This window comes from Streptomyces flaveolus (genome assembly GCF_000716535.1).
Lineage (GTDB): Bacteria > Actinomycetota > Actinomycetes > Streptomycetales > Streptomycetaceae > Streptomyces > Streptomyces flaveolus_A.
The window spans coordinates 197,948-215,761 of record NZ_JNWV01000006.1; the positions used below are offsets into that span (position 1 = coordinate 197,948).

A 17,814-nucleotide genomic window follows, 5' to 3' on the forward strand; every position below is an offset into this window, starting at 1 on the left:
GCGCGCGTGCGTCACGCGCGCTCCCCGCGCGCGTGGAGGACGCGTGCGGGAAGCGACGGCCGGACGCGGCCGTTCCCGCGCGGTGGTCAGTCCCGCTCGCACACGAAGATCGCCGTGCCAGGGATCAGGTTCCCGCGCAGCGGCGACCAGCCGCCCCACTCGGAGGTGTTCCAGGCCGGCCACTCCGGCTCCACCAGGTCCACCAGCCGGAACCCGGAGGCCACGATGTCCCGCACCCGGTCGCCGAGCGTCCGGTGGTGCTCCACGTAGACCGCGCGGCCCTGCTCGTCCTGCTCCACGTACGGCGTGCGGTCGAAGTAGGACGAGGCCACCGACAGACCCTCCGGGCCCGGCTCGTCCGGGAACGCCCAGCGGACCGGGTGCGTCACCGAGAACACGAACCGACCGCCCGGCCGCAGCACCCGGTGCACCTCGCGCAGCACCAGCCGGGGGTCGGCCACGAACGGAAGCGCCCCGTACGCGGAGCACGCCAGGTCGAAGGAGGCGTCCGCGAAGGGCAGCGCGCCGGCGTCGGCGCAGACCAGCGGGAACGCCCCGCCGATCCGCAGCGCGTGCTGCAACTGGCGGTGCGAGAGGTCCAGGGCCACCGGACGCGCGCCCTGGGCGGCCAGCCAGCGCGCGCACTGCGCCGCGCCCGCGCCGATCTCCAGGACCGCCTTGCCCTTCAGCTCCTGCGGCGGGCCGAGCAGCTCGGCCTCCACCTCGTCCAGGCCCTCCGGGCCCCACACGAAGCGGTCGTCGCCGAGGAACGTGCCGTGCTCGATCTGGTACTCGTCGGCGTTGCGGTCCCACCAGCCCCGGTTGGCCCGCGCGCTCTCCGTGACGTCGGCGTCACGTCGCGTGGCCTCCGGCTCGAAGCCGTCGGCCCCCTCCGGCTCGTGCGCTTCCGGCTCTTGGATGATCGGCTCCCTCGTCGTACTCTTCCGTCCAGCCCGCCGGGGGTCCGTGCGGAAGGGTTCCCTCAGGCCCGCGTGGCCTGTTGGGACGATTCTTCTGCCGGTTATGCGGCGTTCTGCCCCGGGTGTGCGCCTTCGCGCATTGACCCTGTCCGGCTGCCCCCGTATGCTACAAGTTGCGCTGCGGGCCTGCGCACCTCAGACGTAGCAGGCTGCGCTCGCATCTGTATGTATGTCCCCTCGGTTGTCGAGGCGCCACCGGGCACCCGGTGCTCAAAGTGGCGCTTCCTTGGCTGTCCGGCTTCTGCAGAGCGAAACGGGCTCCCGGCGTAAGCAGTACCTACGACTTCAATGTCCGTACCGGAGCCCTTTCCCACATGACGAGCAGCACCGAGACCACCGCCACCACCCCGCAGGTAGCGGTCAACGACATCGGTAACGAGGAAGCCTTCCTCGCAGCGATCGACGAGACGATCAAGTACTTCAACGACGGCGACATCGTCGACGGCGTCATCGTGAAGGTCGACCGGGACGAGGTCCTGCTCGACATCGGTTACAAGACCGAAGGTGTCATCCCGAGCCGCGAACTCTCGATCAAGCACGACGTCGACCCGAACGAGGTCGTCGCCGTCGGCGACGAGATCGAGGCCCTGGTCCTCCAGAAGGAGGACAAGGAAGGCCGCCTGATCCTCTCGAAGAAGCGCGCCCAGTACGAGCGTGCCTGGGGCACCATCGAGAAGATCAAGGAAGAGGACGGCATCGTCACCGGTACCGTCATCGAGGTCGTCAAGGGTGGTCTCATCCTCGACATCGGCCTCCGTGGCTTCCTCCCGGCCTCCCTGGTCGAGATGCGCCGCGTCCGCGACCTCCAGCCGTACGTCGGCAAGGAGCTCGAGGCCAAGATCATCGAGCTGGACAAGAACCGCAACAACGTGGTCCTGTCCCGCCGTGCCTGGCTGGAGCAGACCCAGTCCGAGGTCCGCCAGACGTTCCTCACGACCCTCCAGAAGGGTCAGGTCCGTTCCGGTGTGGTCTCCTCGATCGTCAACTTCGGTGCCTTCGTGGACCTGGGTGGCGTCGACGGTCTGGTCCACGTCTCCGAGCTGTCCTGGAAGCACATCGACCACCCCTCCGAGGTCGTCGAGGTCGGCCAGGAGGTCACCGTCGAGGTCCTCGACGTCGACATGGACCGCGAGCGCGTCTCCCTGTCGCTGAAGGCGACCCAGGAAGACCCGTGGCAGCAGTTCGCCCGCACCCACCAGATCGGCCAGGTCGTGCCCGGCAAGGTCACGAAGCTGGTGCCGTTCGGTGCGTTCGTCCGCGTGGACGAGGGCATCGAGGGTCTGGTCCACATCTCCGAGCTGGCCGAGCGCCACGTGGAGATCCCGGAGCAGGTCGTCCAGGTCAACGACGAGATCTTCGTCAAGGTCATCGACATCGACCTCGAGCGTCGTCGCATCAGCCTCTCGCTGAAGCAGGCCAACGAGTCCTTCGGTGCCGACCCGACCGCGGTCGAGTTCGACCCGACCCTGTACGGCATGGCCGCGTCCTACGACGACCAGGGCAACTACATCTACCCCGAGGGCTTCGACCCGGAGACCAACGACTGGCTGCCGGGCTACGAGAAGCAGCGCGAGGAGTGGGAGCGCCAGTACGCCGAGGCGCAGGCCCGCTTCGAGCAGCACCAGCAGCAGGTCATCAAGTCCCGCGAGGCCGACGCCGCTGCCGCGGCCGAGGGTGGCGAGGCTGCGGCTCCGGCCGCGACCGGTGGTTCGTACTCCTCCGAGGGCGCGGACACCTCCGGTGCGCTGGCCTCGGACGAGGCGCTGGCCGCGCTGCGCGAGAAGCTGGCCGGTGGCCAGAGCTGAACGCTGCCGCTGAGGCTTAGCCGGTAGTTGCTGAGGGGCCGCACCTTTCGAGGTGCGGCCCCTCAAGCGTTCACGGGGTCACCGTGATGTTGGTCAGCCCCCTGCCGCCGGTCACCGTGTTGCCGCTGTGGACCGTCGTCGGGCAGTCGGCGCTGAAGTTGGTGACGTCGATCGCCAGGCGGGTCGCCCCGGTGGCGGTCGTCAGGTTCGACGTGTTGCCCTCGAAGATCGTGCCGCAGCCCCAGCCGGGCTGCTGGGTGTGCGTCTGGTAGCCGTCGTTGCTGGTCGCGGTGCCGGTGTTGTCCTGGACGAGGACGTCGTTGCCCTTCACGTCCACCCAGGAGTCGTCGTAGTTCGCGCCGGTCAGGCCGCCGCCGTCGAAGGTGTTGCCGATGATCCGGGCGCCGGTCGTGCCCTCCTTGATGTCGACGTTCTCGCCGCCCACCCCGGGCCCGATCCTGTTGTTAAGGATCTGGATGCGGTCGCTCTTGTCGGACAGCGTGTTCGCGGTGCCGACGTAGACGCCCTCGCCCATGCCGCGGCCGTCGTTCCCGGTGTCGTAGATCGTGGAGTTCCTGATCACGCCGTCTGGCGGATCGTGTCGCCGGGCCTGGCGGCACCGAGCGCGGTCTTCAGCTGGGCCGCGGTCGTCACCTCGATCGTGGTGGCGGCCGCGGCCGTGCCGGTGGCGGTCAGGAGCAGTCCGCCGGCGCTGAGGGCGGTGGCGAGCAGGGAGGTGAGCGGCGTGCGTATGCGCATGGGGTGCCTTCCCGTCTGCCATTTCTCATCTTTTCGCATACATGAACGATGATCGGCACGCTGAACTCGACTGTCGTGAAGGTACGGACCAGGTGACGGGCCGTCAAGGTGTTCCGCAGGAGATCGCTGATCAGCGGCGTGTCGCGGGAATTCCCCTGTTCCGGGACGCGTTGTCCATGGGGAACACGAGGAGGAGCGGTCACAGTGCTTGATCCGCAGGGTTTGTACGCATGGGAGCCGAAGGGCCTCGCCGTGGTGGACATGGCGCTCGCCCAGGAGTCGGCCGGCCTTGTCATGCTCTACCACTTCGACGGATACATCGACGCGGGCGAGACCGGCGACCAGATCGTCGACCGGCTGCTCGACTCACTGCCCCACCAGGTCGTGGCCCGGTTCGACCACGACCGGCTCGTGGACTACCGCGCCCGCCGGCCCCTGCTGACCTTCAAGCGGGACCGCTGGAGCGACTACGAGACCCCGGCCATCGAGGTCCGCCTCGTCCAGGACACCACCGGCGCCCCGTTCCTGCTGCTGTCCGGCCCCGAGCCCGACGTGGAGTGGGAGCGGTTCGCGGCGGCGGTGCGGCAGATAGTGGAGCGGCTCGGCGTACGCCTGTCCGTGAACTTCCACGGCATCCCCATGGGCGTCCCGCACACCCGCCCCGTGGGCCTGACCCCGCACGGCAACCGCACCGACCTCGTCCCCGGCCACCGCAGCCCCTTCGAGGAGGCGCAGGTGCCCGGCAGCGCCGAGTCGCTGCTCGAATACCGTCTCATGGAAGCCGGGCACGACGTCCTGGGCGTCGCCGCGCACGTCCCGCACTACATCGCCCGTTCGCCGTACCCGGACGCCGCTCTGACCGTCCTGGAGGCCATCACGGCCGCCACCGGCCTGGTCCTGCCCAGCGTCGCGCACGCGCTGCGCACCGACGCGCACCGCACGCAGACCGAGATCGACCGGCAGATCCAGGAGGGCGACGAGGAACTGACCGCGCTGGTCCAGGGCCTCGAGCACCAGTACGACGCCGCGGCGGGCGCCGAGACGAGGGGCAACATGCTCGCCGAACCCGTGGAGATCCCGTCGGCCGACGAGATCGGGCTCGAGTTCGAGCGCTTCCTGGCGGAACGCGAGGGCGACAACTGACCTCTGCCGGTTCCGCCGGCAGAGGCAGGGCCTAAGCTTCCGCTCATGCTGACAGTGGGCCTGACCGGCGGGATCGGCGCCGGCAAGAGCGAGGTGTCGCGGCTGCTCGTGCAGCACGGGGCCGTGCTGATCGACGCGGACCGCATCGCGCGCGAGGTCGTGGCGCCCGGCACGCCCGGTCTCGCGGCCGTGGTCGACGTCTTCGGCGCGGACGTCCTCGCCGCCGACGGCAGCCTCGACCGGCCCCGGCTCGGCTCCATCGTCTTCGCCGACCCCGAGAAGCTCGCCCTCCTGAACTCGATCGTGCACCCCCTGGTGGGCGCCCGGTCCCGCGAGCTGGAGAGCGCCGCGGCCGCGAACGCCGTGGTGGTCCACGACGTGCCCCTGCTCACAGAGAACGGCCTCGCCCCGCTCTACGACGTCGTGATCGTCGTGGACGCCAGCCCCGAGACCCAGCTCGACCGGCTGGTACGGCTGCGGGGGATGACCGAGGAGGACGCACGCGCGCGTATGGCCGCGCAGGCGACGCGCGAGCAGCGTCTGGAGATCGCGGACATCGTGATCGACAACGACGTACCCCTCGACGCGCTGAAGAAGCGCGTCGCCGAGGTCTGGGACGACCTCGCACGCCGGGCTCGGCAGGCCGGCGCGGCCCCGAAGGGAACGCACGGCGCGGAAGGGACGGGCGGCGCGGAGGGCGCGGACCGTACGGAATAGAAGGTGCGAAACAGTCGATACGGCATGCAGGTGCGGAATAGCCGTCCGGCCCGGCGCGTTGAAGCTTGCGAGTGAGGGAAGGACTCTGCCGTGCCCGAGACCAGCGGTTCCACCGGACGTACTCCGGAAACGCATGTCATCGATTTCCGTGCCGCCGAGCAACTGCTCAACGCGCGGGACCCGCGGGGCGCGGTGAAGCTGCTCGACGGAGTCATCGCCGCGCACCCCGAGAACACCGCCGCCCGGCTGCTGCGCGCCCGTGCCTTCTTCGCCGCGGCGCAACTGCGTCCCGCCGAACTCGAGTTCACCATCGTGCTGGAGCGCGAGCCGGACAACGCGTTCGCGCATTTCGCGCTGGCCCGCACCTACGAGCGCCAGGGCCGCCCCGAGCAGGCCAAGCGACACTTCCGGCTGGCCGCGGCGCTGGACCCCAACCCGCAGTACCTGAAGGCCGCGCGCTTCGAGGAGTGACGGCGTGACGGTGGGGGACCGGTCGGGTGGCCGCGGCGGCGACCATTGCCCTCACTGCCCCGGTGCCGAGCGGTCGCGGGAGGCGGTGACCGGTGTCGGTCGGCCGGGGGAGACGGTCACCGGTGTCGGCTGGTTACGGATGGCGGTGTCTCGGTGGCCTCGGAAGCGGATGGCGGTGCCTCGGCGGCTCCCGATAGGGCGGTGCCTCCGGCGGCCGGTACGGGGGTACGTCCCGGCCCGGCTGGTAGTGCGGGCCCTGCCGGATGTGCCGGAGGATCACGGTCATGTCGACGGTGACCAGCAGCCACAGCACCCCGCAGGCCGCCGCCCACCCCGGGCGCCCGGCCAGCGCGAACGCCGCCGTACCGAAGACCGCCCAGCCCAGTCCCCACAGGCTCAGCCAGAACCGCGCCCGCAGCGCACTGCGCGCGGTCACCGGTTCACTGCCCGTACGCATCGGATCACCACTCCTATGCGCAACGTACTCTTCGACGACGACGTGCATCAACACTCGACGAGGCGACGGGACCCTCGAAGAGGGGGTGTGGTGACGCCGTCCGTCGAGGCCGAAGGGGGGACCGCCCGTGCTGCCGGACGCCGACGACCTGCCCGAACTGCTCCTCGACCTGGCCGTGCCGCATGAGGACGTCAACGAACTCGTCGCCCAGTGGCGCAGGCTGACCGGTGACCCGGTCACGCTCCGGCTCCTGGCGGAATGCGTCGAGGAGCTCTTCCGCGAGCCGGAGGACACCGGCCGCACGCCCGTGCTGCCCGACCTGCTCGCCTCGGCCCCGGCCGATCTGGCGGACACCTTCGCCGTGCACGTCTTCCTCGCCGCGCTCCCGCGCACCCAGGCGTACCACCGGGCCCGCGGCATTCCCGCCGAGATCTCCAGGCGCACCCTGGCCGACCTGGGCCGTCAGCTCGCCGTGCACCGCAGACGGCACGGCAGGGCCGGGGTGCAGTCGCGGCGCTGGCTGGTCCGGCACTTCCGCGGCGAGCTGTACCAGCTGGGGCGGCTGCAGTTCGAGCGCGCACGGCTCGGGGACCGCGACGCGCGGGTGGCGGCTCGGACCGGACTGGACGCGGCGCCCGGAACGCCCTGCCTGAACCTGCACATCCCCGACTTCCACGGCCCGCTGACCGCGTCCGCCTGTGACCGCTCACTGACGACGGCCCGTGCGTTCTTCGCCCGGTACTTCCCCGAGGAGCAGCCGGTGGCGGTGCTGTGCCACTCCTGGCTGCTGGACGCGCAGTTGCGGCGGTATCTGCCCCCCGACTCCAACATCCTGCGCTTCCAGGAGCGGTTCCGCATCGCCCGCGACGAGGACGAACCGGCCGACACCGAGCCCGTCCAGTTCGTCTTCGGGGACCCGGACCTGCCGGTGGCCACGCTGCCCCGCCGGACGTCCGTGGAGCGGGCGGTCGGGGACCATCTGCGGGCGGGCGGCCACTGGTACATCGGGCACGGATGGTTCCCGTTCCGGACTGCATAGCTCGAACGGGTGAACTGGGGGAGGGTGGGAACGGGCGTGCGGGGGCGGGCCGTTGTCCGGGCATGAGGATCGAGATGCGTGAGGGCTACGAGGGCACGGGACCGGGTGCGATCACCCCGGACGGCTGCGCGGTCGAGTTGTACGCGCGACTGCCGGTGGGCGAGGAGCCGGACATCATCGCCGCGGCGGTACCGGCCGGGGCGCACATCCTGGAACTCGGCTGTGGGGTCGGCCGGATGACCCACCCGCTGCTGGAGCGCGGCTTCACGGTGACGGCGGTGGACGAGTCCGCCGACATGCTGGCCAGGGTCCGCGGAGCGCGCACGATACGCAGCTCCATCGAGGACCTCGACCTGGGCGAGAAGTTCGACGTGGTGATGCTCGCGTCGTTCCTGGTGCACGCCGGCGACGAGGAGGTGCGCAGGGGCCTGCTGCGCACCTGCGCCCGGCATGTGGCCGACGGCGGCTGTGTGCTGATCCAGCGGGAGGGCCCGAACCATCACACCGACGTGCCCAGGGAGCGGGTCGACCCGAGCGGCTTCACCGTGCGGATCGCCTCGGTGGAGCCGGCCGGGGAGGGGGTGAACTCGGTCCACGCCGAGTATGTCTTCCCGGACGCGGTCTGGACGCAGACGTTTCTCTCCAGACCTCTGACGAAGGAGCAGTTCGAGTCGGCGCTGGGGGAAGCGGGACTGGAGGTGGACACGTATCTGACACCGGACGGGATGTGGGTTCGGGCAGTGCCCTCGGCGTGACCAGCTCGGCTCCTGCGCATGGTCCGTCCACCGGGGAGCGGATGGCGAGCGTTCCGGGCCGGTGAGGTGTCGTCGATGTCGGTCGATGAGTTCCAGACCACGGGCCGGTCTACCTCGGTGACAGCAATCGGGACCGCTTCACCAGGAGAGCCTCATGTCCGAAACCATCGCCCCCGTCAGCTCCACGACGACGAAGCCCGCCGTGGTCGCCGACGGCGCGCTCACCGGCCGGGCGCGCGGAGCCCGGGTCGCCCTGCGTGTGGTGCAGGTGCTGCTCGCGCTGTTCTACGGCATCGCGAGCGCCCTGCCCAAACTCATGGCACACCCCACGGCCGTCGAGTCCTTCGACAGGATCGGCTGGGGCAGCGGGGCCATGTACACCATCGGTGCACTCGAACTCGCCGGAGCGATCGCGCTGTTGCTCCCGGTGCTGCAGTCCGTGGCGGCGATCGCCCTCAGTGCGCTCATGGTGGGGGCGTTCATCGTCCAGGTCACCGCATTCGACGGCCAGAACGCGGCGACCCCGCTGATCCTGATCGTCCCCCTCGCCCTGATCGCCTGGACCCGCCGAGCACACAACGGGGAACTGCTGCGGCTGCTGGGCCGACGGTGACGGGGGTGCCGCCGGCGGCGGTGCCGGCGCCGGGATAAGGGGTCTGGGGTGGGGCAGTCTCGTCAGCCGGCCGGCCGGGTGGGAGGGGCGCGGTCTCGGTGGCTCAGTGTCTGGGGTGGGTGCGGTCTTGTGGGTCGGCGGGGTGGTGCGGGTGTGGTCGCGTCAGCCCGAGGCGTGGGGCGGGTACCGTCTCGGCAGCTCAGCGCCCGCGCGACCGTCCTCCCGAGTTGCCGGAGCCCCCCGAGCCGCCTGAGCCCCCCGAGCCGCCGGAGGTCCCGCGTCCACCGGAGCCGCCGCGGCCGCCCGAAGTACCGGAGCCATCGCGTCTGCCACGGCCGCCGGACCCGCCAGGTCCGCCGGGGCCGCCCAGCTCGGTCAAGCCGGGGAAGCCCGCGGGGATGGCCGGGCCGCTGAGGCCGCGGAGACGTTCCAGTTCGCGGCGGTCCCGCTTGGTGGGTCGGCCGGTGCCGCGGTCGCGGAGGCCGACGGGGGCGACGGCCTGGCGGGGCGGAGGCGGAGGGGAGTTGTCGATGAAGCACTGGGCGGCCACGGGTGCGCCCACCCGCTTGCGGATCAGACGCTTGACGATCACGACCCGTTCCCGGCCCTCGTGCCGCAGTCGTACCTCGTCGCCGACGCGCACGGAGTAGGCGGGCTTCACCCGCTCGCCGTTCACGTGCACATGCCCGCCCCGGCAGGCGGCGGCGCCGAGGGAGCGGGTCTTGATCAGGCGGACGGCCCAGATCCAGCTGTCGATGCGGACGGTCTCGCCGTTGGCGGGTCCGGCGGCCTCGGCTGCGGCCACGGCAGCGGCGATCTTGGGATCGAGTGGTTGGTCGGCGGGGGCGGGGGCGGGGGTGGTTGCCCCCGGCTCGCCGGTTCCCTCGACGGTCCCACGGTCCACGTTCTCGTCCGCGTCATCGGTAGCCATGCACCGACCTTAACGCTCCGGGCGCGCGGACCCGGAAGCGTTTTCCCGCACCCACGGCGGGCACCCCGGGCACCCCGCACCCCGCGGCTCACCAGCGGAGCCGAGCCGGTACGGGCGGGGCCGCGTTGCCGGTGCCGGACCGGCTGCTGACCAGGCCCCGGGTCCCGTCCTGGTCAGCGCTGGGACGGCCCACGTACGTGGTCATGGCCGGTGGCGGACAGACGGCCCGCCTCGCGCCCGGGCCCGCCCTGCGCAAGACTCCCCACGGCCGGCTGGCCCCGGTCATCGGCCCCGGTGTCAGCGCCGGTGTCGGCGCCGGTTTCGGCCCCGCACCCCAGCCCTCCGTCACCCCACCCTCAGCCCTCCGTCACCCCACCCCCAGCCCTCCCTTGCCCCACCCCCGGCCGACGGCCTCCCAGGGCATACCGTGGCCGTATGGACGACAGCAGCGCCCTCGCCCGGCTCGACCGGCGCGTCGCCGGCTGCCGGGCGTGCCCCCGGCTGGTCGGATGGCGTGAGGAGGTGGCTCGTACCAAGCGGGCTTCGTTCGCCGACTGGACGTACTGGGGGCGGCCGGTGCCCGGGTTCGGGCCGGCCGACGCACGGCTGGCGATCATCGGGCTGGCCCCGGCCGCGCACGGCGGCAACCGCACCGGCCGTATGTTCACCGGGGACCGTTCGGGAGACGTGCTGTACCAGGCGCTGTACGACGTGGGGCTCGCCTCGCAGCCCACCTCGGTCAGCGCCGACGACGGGCTTGAGCTGTACGGCACGCGGGTCACGGCGCCCGTGCACTGCGCGCCGCCCGCCAACAAGCCGACCCCGGGGGAGCGCGACACCTGCCGCCCCTGGCTGGTCCAGGAGCTGACGCTGCTCCGGCCGACCCTGCGGGCCGTGGTCGTGCTCGGCGCCTTCGGCTGGCAGGCCGCGCTGCCCGCGTTCGCGGAGGCGGGCTGGACCGTGCCCCGCCCCCGCCCGGCCTTCGCGCACGGCACCCGGGTCGCGCTCGACGGCCTGGACCTCTTCGGCTGCTTCCATGTCAGCCAGCGCAACACCTTCACCGGCCGGCTCACCGCCGACATGCTCCGTGAGGTGCTGCGCACGGCGGCGGAGGCGGCCGGGCTGCCGTAGGGCAGCTCGCGGACGCGGGCGTGCCTCAGCCGGCGTCCGCCTCGGCGCCGGCGGCGTCCGCCGGGTCCGGTCCGAAGAGGTGCCGTACCGTCGAGCGGTAGTTGGCGCGGACGTGGCCGAGGGCGTGGGTGCGGGCGCGGTCGGGGTCGCCGGAGGCGATGGCGTCGTACAACTCGCGGTGTTCGGTGAGGAGTTGAGGCCACTCCTCGTTCCGCCGGGTGAGCCAGCGCAGTCGGCCGTCGACCGGTTCCATGACGGAGATCAGCAGGCTGTTGCCGGCCATGGCGAGGACGCGGTCGTGGAAGCGTGTGTTGATGTCCGTGATCGCCTCGGCGTCGTCCTCCTTCGTCGCCCGGGCCGCCTGGTCGAGCAGGTCCCGCAGTTCGGCCAGTGCCTCGGGGGTCGCCCGGGACGCCGCGAGACCGGCCGCGTAGACCTCCAACGCCTCGCGCAGTTCGAACAGTTCGCGGACGTCGGCGGGGGTGAGCCGGCGTACGACCGTGCGGCGGGCCGACTCGAAGAGGACGAACCCCTCGGCGACCAGGGCGCGGATCGCTTCCCGCACCGGTACCCGCGAGACGCCGAACCGCTCGGCCAGTTCCCGCTCGACGAGCCGGTCACCGGGGCCGAGGCGCCCGGAGATGATGTCCTCCCGCAGGCTCGCCAGGACGCGTTCGCGTACCGCGCCCAGGGGTTCGGTCTTCGCCCTTCCGGGGCTCGTCGTCGGGGTCATGGGCCCATCTTCGCCGAAACCGGAGGACTTTTACGGGGCCGTAACGGCAACGACATCGGTCCGGACGCTTGACGGCGGGACCATGACGGCAGTTTGGTATACCAAACGCGCTCGCCCGGCACTCAAGGAGAGCCGCCGTCCTCCGTCCCCTCGTCCATGGAGGTCCCGTGTCCCTGGCCGACCGCGCCGCAGCCACCGGCGCTCCCGCGTTCGTCCCCGATCCCCGCCTCGTCAACGAGGACCTCGCCCCCGCGAAGCAGCGGAACTGGAAGGTCTTCGACCTGTTCGCCATGTGGATGTCCGACGTCCACAACCTCGGCAACTACACCTTCGCCGCCGGCCTGCTGGTCCTCGGCATGAACGTCTGGCAGGTCTTCACCGCCCTCCTCGTCGGCTTCGTGCTGATCTACGCCGGCATGAACCGGATGGGCCGGATCGGCCAGCGGCACGGCGTGCCGTTCCCGGTGGTCAGCCGCATCAGCTTCGGCGTCTGGGGTGCCAACGTCCCGGCGCTGATCCGGGCCGTGATCGCCATCATGTGGTACGGCATCCAGACCTATCTGGCCTCCGTCGCCGTCAACGTGATGCTGCTGGCGGCCTGGCCGGACCTGGAGTCGCTGACGCACCACTCCTTCCTCGGCCTGGACGCGCTCGGCTGGCTCTCCTTCGTCTCGCTCTGGCTCCTCCAGGCGCTGATCATCAGCCGGGGCATGGAGTCGGTGCGGAAGTTCCAGGACTTCTGCGGTCCGGCGATCTGGCTGGTGATGATCGCGCTGGCGCTGTGGGTCCTGGCCAAGGCCCACTGGAGCATCTCGCTGACCTCCACCCCGCACCCGGTCTCCGTCGGCGAGCAGTGGCGCCAGTGGTTCGGGGCGATCGGGCTCATCCTCGCCACCTACGGCACGCTGATGCTCAACTTCTGCGACTTCTCCCGCTTCGCGCCCGACGACCGGACCGTCCGGCGCGGCAACTTCTGGGGACTGCCGATCAACTCCACCGCGTTCGTGGTGGTCTCGGTGATCGTCACGGCGGGCTCGCTGGAGGCCTTCGGGCAGGCCATCACCGACCCGGCCGAGCTGGTCGCCAAGGTGGGCAACACCTGGGTGCTCGTCATCGGAGCCCTGACCTTCGCCATCGCCACCATGGGCGTCAACATCGTGGCCAACTTCGTCTCACCGGCGTACGACCTCGCCAACGTCTGGCCGCAGAAGATCACCTTCAAGGTCGGCGGCATGATCAGCACGGTGGCGGCCCTGGTGGTCACCCCCTGGAACCTCTTCTCCAACCCGACCGTCGTCAACTACTTCCTCGGCGGACTCGGCGCCTTCCTGGGCCCGCTGTTCGGCGTGATCATGGTCGACTACTACTGGGTCAAGCGCGGCCGGATCGACGTCGACGCGCTGTTCGACGCCCGGCCCGGCGCGGCGTACCACTACCGCAAGGGGGTCAACCCCAAGGCGCTGTGGGCGTTCCTGCCGGCCGCCGCGGTCGCGGCCGTCCTCGCCCTCCTGCACAGCTTCAGTGACGTCTCCCCCTACTCCTGGTTCATCGGCACGGCCCTCGCCGCCGGCGTGTACGCGGCGCTGTGCCGCCGGGAACGCGCGGCGGCGGGGCAGGAGGGCTGAGGACGTGCGGATCATCGTCACCAACTGCAACACCACGCGGGAGATGACGGAGGAGATCGTCCGGGGTGCCCGTGCCGCGGCCGGGCCGGGTACCACCGTGGCCGGGCTGACCCCCACCTGGGGCCCCGAGTCCGCCGAGGGCTGGCTGGACAGCTACCTGTCCGCCGCGGCCGTCCTCGACGCGCTGCGGACGTACGACGGTCCCGCCTACGACGCGGTCGTGCTGGCCGGGTTCGGGGAGCACGGGCGGGAGGGCGCGAGGGAGCTGGTGGACGTACCGGTGGTGGACATCACCGAGGCCGCGGCCCACCTCGCCTGTCTCCTCGGGCGTCGCTACGGCGTCGTCACCACCCTCGACCGGTCCTGCGGCCAGATCGAGGACAGCCTGGAGACGGCGGGCGTGGCCCGCAACTGCGCCGCCGTCGTCGGCACCGGCCTCGGCGTGCTCGACCTCGCCCAGGACCCGGCCCGCACGGAGTCGGCGTTCCTGGCCGCCGCCGAACGCGCCCGGGAGGCCGGCGCCGAGGTCCTGGTCCTGGGCTGCGCCGGGATGACGGGGCTGCAACGGGCGGTGGGGGAGAAGCTCGGGCTGCCGGTGGTCGACGGCGTCGGGGCGGCGGTCAGACTCGCGGAGTCGCTGGTGGGGCTGGGACTGACGACGAGCCGGGCGGGCGGCTATGCGCGGCCGTTGCCGAAGGGCAGGGTGTGGGGGCGGCCGGCGGGGTGAACCGGCATCCACGGTTCCCGGGGCGCCGGGCACCGGACGTGACCGTCACGGAGACCGGGCGCAACGCCGGGGAACAGGGAAAGGGGGACGGGAGCGCGAACGTCACGGACGCCAGACGTACCGGACGTCCGGTTCCCGCTCCTCGTTCCCGCTGCCGTCCGTGTACTCGGCGGCGACGAAACCGTGCCGCTCGTAGAAGCGGTGGGCGGGCTTGTTGACCTGGAAGGTCCACAGGCTGAGGCCCCGGGGACCGCGTTCCTTGGCCAGCGCGACGAACCGGTCCCCGATGCCCCGCCCCCGCCACTGCGGGTCCAGGTACAGCTGGGACAGCGACTCCCCGTCCAGGACCATCAGGCCGACCACCCCGGCCCCGGCCGCCTCGGCCACCCAGGTCTCCCGCAACGGCACCACGACATCCCGGATGTAGTCCCGGACCTCGTCGTCGGTGTGCGGCCGGACGACCGTCGGCAGCGCGGCGTCGAAGGAGCGCAGATAGACGTCGGCGACGGCGCGGGCGTCCGCCGCGACGGCGCGGCGCAGTACGACCGATTCCGTCACCGGTCGTCTCCCGTCCGCTCCGGCACCACGGCGGTGGCCGTGATCTCCACCAACTGACCGGTGTAGCCGAGGCAGGCGACGCCGAGCAGGGTGGAGGAGTGCGGGCCCGTGCTCAGCCCCGAGGACTCCACCACCTCCCACACCGCGGACAGCACCGAGGGCTCACTGCTCACGACGTACACGTCCGTCGACAGCACGTGCTCCAAGTCGCTTCCGACGACACGGAGTTGTTCCCGCAGGTTGGCGATCACCCGCTCGGCCTGCCGTACGGGGTCGCCGGGGCCGACGATCTCTCCCCGCTCGTCGAGCGGCACGGACCCGGCGAGGAACGCGAGCTTCGTGCCGGCCTCGACGACGGAGGCGTGGGAGTAGGTGGGCGGAGGGAAGAGGGCGGGGGCGGTGACGCGCCGGATCACGGAAATCGGCTCCTCGGACGGCGGTGAACGACAACGGTCGGCGGGCAACTTTCCGATGATCGGACCTCCTGGGCCCCGCCCGCATCCCAATTACGCGGGCGCCCAGGCACCTTCACCCGTGCTCGCCGGAATTCGCCGTGCTCGCCGGAATTCCAGGGGCGGACTTCGGTGTGGCTGCGCCAGGCTGAGGGCATGCCGCAGTCCTCCGACGCCGACTTCCTCGCCACCACCGCCGACCGCTTGGCCGCCCTGCCCACCGTGCGGGCCGTGGCCCTCGGCGGTTCCCGCGCCGAGGGCACCCACCGCCCGGACAGCGACTGGGACCTGGCGGTCTACTACCGGGGCCCCTTCGACCCCGACGACCTGCGCGCGCTCGGCTGGCCGGGCGAGGTCTCCGACCTCGGCGGCTGGGGCGGTGGCGTCTTCAACGGCGGTGCCTGGCTGACCATCGACGGACGACGGGTCGACGTGCACTACCGGGACCTGGACGTCGTCGCACACGAACTGGCCGAGACGGAGCAGGGCCGCTTCCGGGTCGAGCCGCTGCTGTTCCACCTGGCCGGGATCCCCACCTACCTGATCGTCGCCGAACTGGCGCTCAACCGGGTCCTGCGCGGCGACCTCCCGCGCCCGGCCACCTACCCACCCGCCCTCCGCCGCACGGCCTTCGACCACTGGTCCGGCACCGCCCGCGCCACCCTCTCCTACGCCAAGGCCAACCACGCCCCCCACGCCCGCCTCACCGAAACCGCCGGCGCCCTGGCCACAGCCGCCACCCAGTCCGCCCACGCCGTCCTCGCGGCCCACGGCGAATGGGTGACCAACGAGAAACGCCTCCTGGAGCGGGCGGGGCTGCGGGGGATCGACGCGGTCGTGGGTGCGCTGCGGGCCGAGCCCGGCGCCCTGGCCGATGCCGTGGCCGAAGCCGAGGACATCATCACCGAGGCGTTGCGTTCATAAAGAAAACGCGGGCCCAGGCACCTTTCACCTGACTGAAACGTGAGCGCGCCGTTCGCGTGGGGAACGCGATCTACCGTGGAGGTGCCTCCACCGGCCACCGTCGTCCGAAGGCCCACCCCCGCCCTCGTATGAACAGGAGCCCCGTGTCGCGGCGTGCTGTACCCCTCTGGCTCGCTCATGCCTTCCGTGCTCAGCGCGGTCCCGTTCCCTGGAGTGCCGTGTGCCGGGGGGCGCTCGCCGCCGGGCTGTTGTTGCCGGCCGGGATGCTCGGCGGGCAGACGGCCTCCGGGGTGCTCGCCGCGATCGGTGCGATGCTCGCCGGCATCAACGACCGGCCCGGCAGCCGGCGCGCGTCCGTGAAGCGGCTCGGGGTGCCCGCGCTCGCCGGGGCGCTGGGCCTGCTCCTCGGCACGTACGCCGGACAGGGCCTGGCCGCCGTACCGCTGACCCTGGCGCTCACCGCGCTGGGGCTGGTCGCCGGCGGCATCAGTGCCGTCGGGCCCGTCGCCTCCGCCGCCGGCACACAGCTGCTCGTCGCCGCGGCCATCGGCGCCGGGATGCCCGCGGCCGAGAGCGGCTGGCAGCGGGCCCTGGCCTTCCTGGCCGGCGCCGGCTGGCTGCTGGCGCTGCGGCTGGCCCTGCCCACCCCCGGTTCGCTGGCCGGTGACTTCCGGTTCGACGGCGAGCGGGACGCGGTCGCCGACGTGTACGACGCCATCGCCGCACTCGTCGACGCCGTGGGCGGGGAGCACGCCACCGCCCGGCGGGCCGCGCTGACCGCCGCGCTCGACCACGCCCAGGACGCCCTCGCCGGACCCCGGCTGCGCCGGTACGCCGGTTCCGCCGCCGAGCGCCGGCTGCACGCCCGGTTCGCGGCGGCCCTGCCCCTGGCCGAGGCCGCCACCGCCCTGTACTGGGCGGGAGAACCCGTGCCGGCGCGGGCGGCCGAGGGCCCCCGGCGGCTCGCCGCCGCCGTCCGTGGCAACACCGGCACCGGCCCGCTGCCCGCGCCGCACCGGTCGGCCCCCGCCCTGCGCGCCCTGGACGACGCCCTGCTCCGCGCCGCCGACGCCTTCGACCGGGGCGAGGGCGCCCACCGCGGGCTGCTCGGCCGCCGCCGCGGCTTCCGGCACGCCCTGCGGGCCGCCCTGGGCACCGGCGGGCGCGAGTACGGGCTGCGCGTCGCCCTCTGCTTCGGCGCCAGCGCCGCCATCGCCCAGGCCCTGCACCACACCCGCTGGTACGGGCAGCACGAGCACTGGTACTGGCTGCCCGCCACCGCCGTCTTCCTCGTCAAGCCCGACCTCGGCCCGCTCGCCTCACGTGTGCTGTGCCGGGCCGCCGGGACCGTGCTCGGCGCCCTGGTGTTCGCCGGCCTCGCCGCGCTGCTGCCCCGCCCGGCCGGGCTGGTCGCGCTGGTGGCGGTCTGCGGTGCGGTCATACCGGTCGCCACCCGGCACTTCGCGGCGCTCACCGCCGTCGTCACCGTGCTCGTCCTCGCCCTGGTCATGGCCGGCGGGGAGCCGCAGGCGTCGGTCAGCCGGATCGGCGAGACCCTGCTGGCCTGCGCGCTCGTGCTGGTCGTGGGACACCTGCCGATGCCGGGGGAGCGGGGCGGCGGGGTACGGGCCCGGCTCACGGCGGCCGGCAACGCCGCCGACGCCTATCTCCTGCACGTCCTCGGCGAGTCCGGCGACCGCGCCGAGCGGTGGGCGCTGCGCCGGGAGGCCTACCGGACCCTCGCCGAGGCCCGGACCGCCATCGCCCTCGCCGCCGCCGAACTGCCCGCCCTCGCCCGGCACACCGAGGGCACGGACGCCGTCGCCGAGGTGCTGGAACGGCTCGTGGACACGACCACGGCCTGCGCCGTGCACCTCGACGAGACCGGCCGGCTCACCCCCCGGCACCTCCGCCAGCTCCGGGACGCGCTGGGGGAGCTGGAGCGGCGGGGGATGCGGGTACCGGTGCACGCGCCGGCTGCCGCCTAGCCGTAC

General features: G+C 72.3%; 18 protein-coding genes and 1 pseudogene. 12 read left to right on the plus strand and 7 right to left on the minus strand.

Annotation, left to right across the window (positions count from 1 at the left end; translation table 11 throughout):
- Positions 1-86: 86 nt before the first annotated feature.
- On the minus strand, positions 87-923 hold the full coding sequence (locus OO52_RS07460) for a class I SAM-dependent methyltransferase (RefSeq protein ID WP_030642224.1): 837 nt from the start codon (positions 921-923) through the stop codon (positions 87-89).
- A 371-nt stretch (positions 924-1,294) separates the two neighbouring features.
- Between OO52_RS07460 and rpsA the strand changes: the two genes are divergently transcribed.
- Positions 1,295-2,785, plus strand: a complete 1,491-nt coding sequence (rpsA, locus tag OO52_RS07465) for a 30S ribosomal protein S1 (RefSeq protein ID WP_030642226.1) — start codon at positions 1,295-1,297, stop codon at positions 2,783-2,785.
- Between the two features lie 70 nt (positions 2,786-2,855).
- Here the strand turns inward: rpsA and OO52_RS07470 are convergent.
- Positions 2,856-3,544: pseudogene (locus OO52_RS07470) on the minus strand (hypothetical protein).
- Between the two features lie 204 nt (positions 3,545-3,748).
- On the opposite strand from OO52_RS07470, the gene OO52_RS07475 reads away from it, so the two are divergent.
- The 3 genes from OO52_RS07475 to OO52_RS07485 all read left to right on the plus strand — a co-directional run bounded on the left by OO52_RS07475 (position 3,749) and on the right by OO52_RS07485 (position 5,875).
- Positions 3,749-4,687, plus strand: a complete 939-nt coding sequence (locus tag OO52_RS07475) for a PAC2 family protein (RefSeq protein ID WP_030642228.1) — start codon at positions 3,749-3,751, stop codon at positions 4,685-4,687.
- A gap of 45 nt (positions 4,688-4,732) precedes the next feature.
- Positions 4,733-5,404 (plus strand): dephospho-CoA kinase, encoded by a 672-nt coding sequence (gene coaE / locus OO52_RS07480; RefSeq protein WP_051818272.1) that lies wholly within the window; start codon positions 4,733-4,735, stop codon positions 5,402-5,404.
- Between the two features lie 90 nt (positions 5,405-5,494).
- On the plus strand, positions 5,495-5,875 hold the full coding sequence (locus tag OO52_RS07485) for a tetratricopeptide repeat protein (RefSeq protein ID WP_030642231.1): 381 nt from the start codon (positions 5,495-5,497) through the stop codon (positions 5,873-5,875).
- 133 nt (positions 5,876-6,008) lie between these two features.
- Here OO52_RS07485 and OO52_RS07490 read toward each other — a convergent pair whose 3' ends face one another.
- Positions 6,009-6,332: a DUF6343 family protein gene (locus tag OO52_RS07490; RefSeq protein ID WP_051818274.1), complete on the minus strand. Its 324-nt coding sequence runs from the start codon at positions 6,330-6,332 to the stop codon at positions 6,009-6,011.
- 127 nt (positions 6,333-6,459) lie between these two features.
- On the opposite strand from OO52_RS07490, the gene OO52_RS07495 reads away from it, so the two are divergent.
- From OO52_RS07495 to OO52_RS07505, 3 genes are all read left to right on the plus strand, one after another.
- Entirely contained in the window at positions 6,460-7,371 is a 912-nt protein-coding gene (locus OO52_RS07495) for an acyltransferase domain-containing protein (protein WP_030642235.1), read from the plus strand.
- Positions 7,372-7,445: 74 nt separating this feature from the next.
- On the plus strand, positions 7,446-8,126 hold the full coding sequence (locus OO52_RS07500; RefSeq protein WP_030642237.1) for a class I SAM-dependent methyltransferase: 681 nt from the start codon (positions 7,446-7,448) through the stop codon (positions 8,124-8,126).
- A gap of 154 nt (positions 8,127-8,280) precedes the next feature.
- Complete coding sequence (locus OO52_RS07505) at positions 8,281-8,739, plus strand: DoxX family protein (RefSeq protein WP_030642239.1); 459 nt, start codon at positions 8,281-8,283, stop codon at positions 8,737-8,739.
- Positions 8,740-8,938: 199 nt separating this feature from the next.
- Here the strand turns inward: OO52_RS07505 and OO52_RS07510 are convergent, their stop codons facing one another.
- Positions 8,939-9,670: an RNA-binding S4 domain-containing protein gene (locus OO52_RS07510; RefSeq protein ID WP_030642241.1), complete on the minus strand. Its 732-nt coding sequence runs from the start codon at positions 9,668-9,670 to the stop codon at positions 8,939-8,941.
- A 435-nt stretch (positions 9,671-10,105) separates the two neighbouring features.
- On the opposite strand from OO52_RS07510, the gene OO52_RS07515 reads away from it, so the two are divergent.
- Positions 10,106-10,801: a uracil-DNA glycosylase gene (locus tag OO52_RS07515; protein ID WP_030642243.1), complete on the plus strand. Its 696-nt coding sequence runs from the start codon at positions 10,106-10,108 to the stop codon at positions 10,799-10,801.
- A gap of 25 nt (positions 10,802-10,826) precedes the next feature.
- Here the strand turns inward: OO52_RS07515 and OO52_RS07520 are convergent, their stop codons facing one another.
- Complete coding sequence (locus OO52_RS07520; protein WP_030642246.1) at positions 10,827-11,534, minus strand: GntR family transcriptional regulator; 708 nt, start codon at positions 11,532-11,534, stop codon at positions 10,827-10,829.
- Positions 11,535-11,701: 167 nt separating this feature from the next.
- On the opposite strand from OO52_RS07520, the gene OO52_RS07525 reads away from it, so the two are divergent.
- A complete protein-coding gene (locus OO52_RS07525; RefSeq protein ID WP_030642248.1) occupies positions 11,702-13,159 on the plus strand; it encodes an NCS1 family nucleobase:cation symporter-1 in 1,458 nt (485 codons plus the stop codon).
- 4 nt (positions 13,160-13,163) lie between these two features.
- Complete coding sequence (locus OO52_RS07530) at positions 13,164-13,886, plus strand: aspartate/glutamate racemase family protein (protein WP_030642250.1); 723 nt, start codon at positions 13,164-13,166, stop codon at positions 13,884-13,886.
- A gap of 102 nt (positions 13,887-13,988) precedes the next feature.
- On the opposite strand, the gene OO52_RS07535 is transcribed toward OO52_RS07530, so the two are convergent.
- Together OO52_RS07535 and OO52_RS07540 are read right to left on the minus strand one after the other, a co-directional pair.
- The gene (locus tag OO52_RS07535; RefSeq protein WP_030642252.1) at positions 13,989-14,444 is read right to left on the minus strand and encodes a GNAT family N-acetyltransferase; all 456 of its coding nucleotides are present in this window, start codon (positions 14,442-14,444) and stop codon (positions 13,989-13,991) included.
- Positions 14,441-14,860, minus strand: a complete 420-nt coding sequence (locus OO52_RS07540) for a RidA family protein (RefSeq protein WP_030642254.1) — start codon at positions 14,858-14,860, stop codon at positions 14,441-14,443. The genes OO52_RS07535 and OO52_RS07540 overlap by 4 nt, the downstream gene beginning before the upstream one ends.
- Positions 14,861-15,052: 192 nt before the next feature.
- Here OO52_RS07540 and OO52_RS07545 point away from each other — a divergent pair, with 192 nt between their 5' ends.
- Positions 15,053-15,820 (plus strand): nucleotidyltransferase family protein, encoded by a 768-nt coding sequence (locus OO52_RS07545; RefSeq protein WP_030642256.1) that lies wholly within the window; start codon positions 15,053-15,055, stop codon positions 15,818-15,820.
- A 128-nt stretch (positions 15,821-15,948) separates the two neighbouring features.
- Positions 15,949-17,808 (plus strand): FUSC family protein, encoded by a 1,860-nt coding sequence (locus OO52_RS07550; RefSeq protein WP_030642258.1) that lies wholly within the window; start codon positions 15,949-15,951, stop codon positions 17,806-17,808.
- The last annotated feature ends 6 nt before the right edge of the window (positions 17,809-17,814 follow it).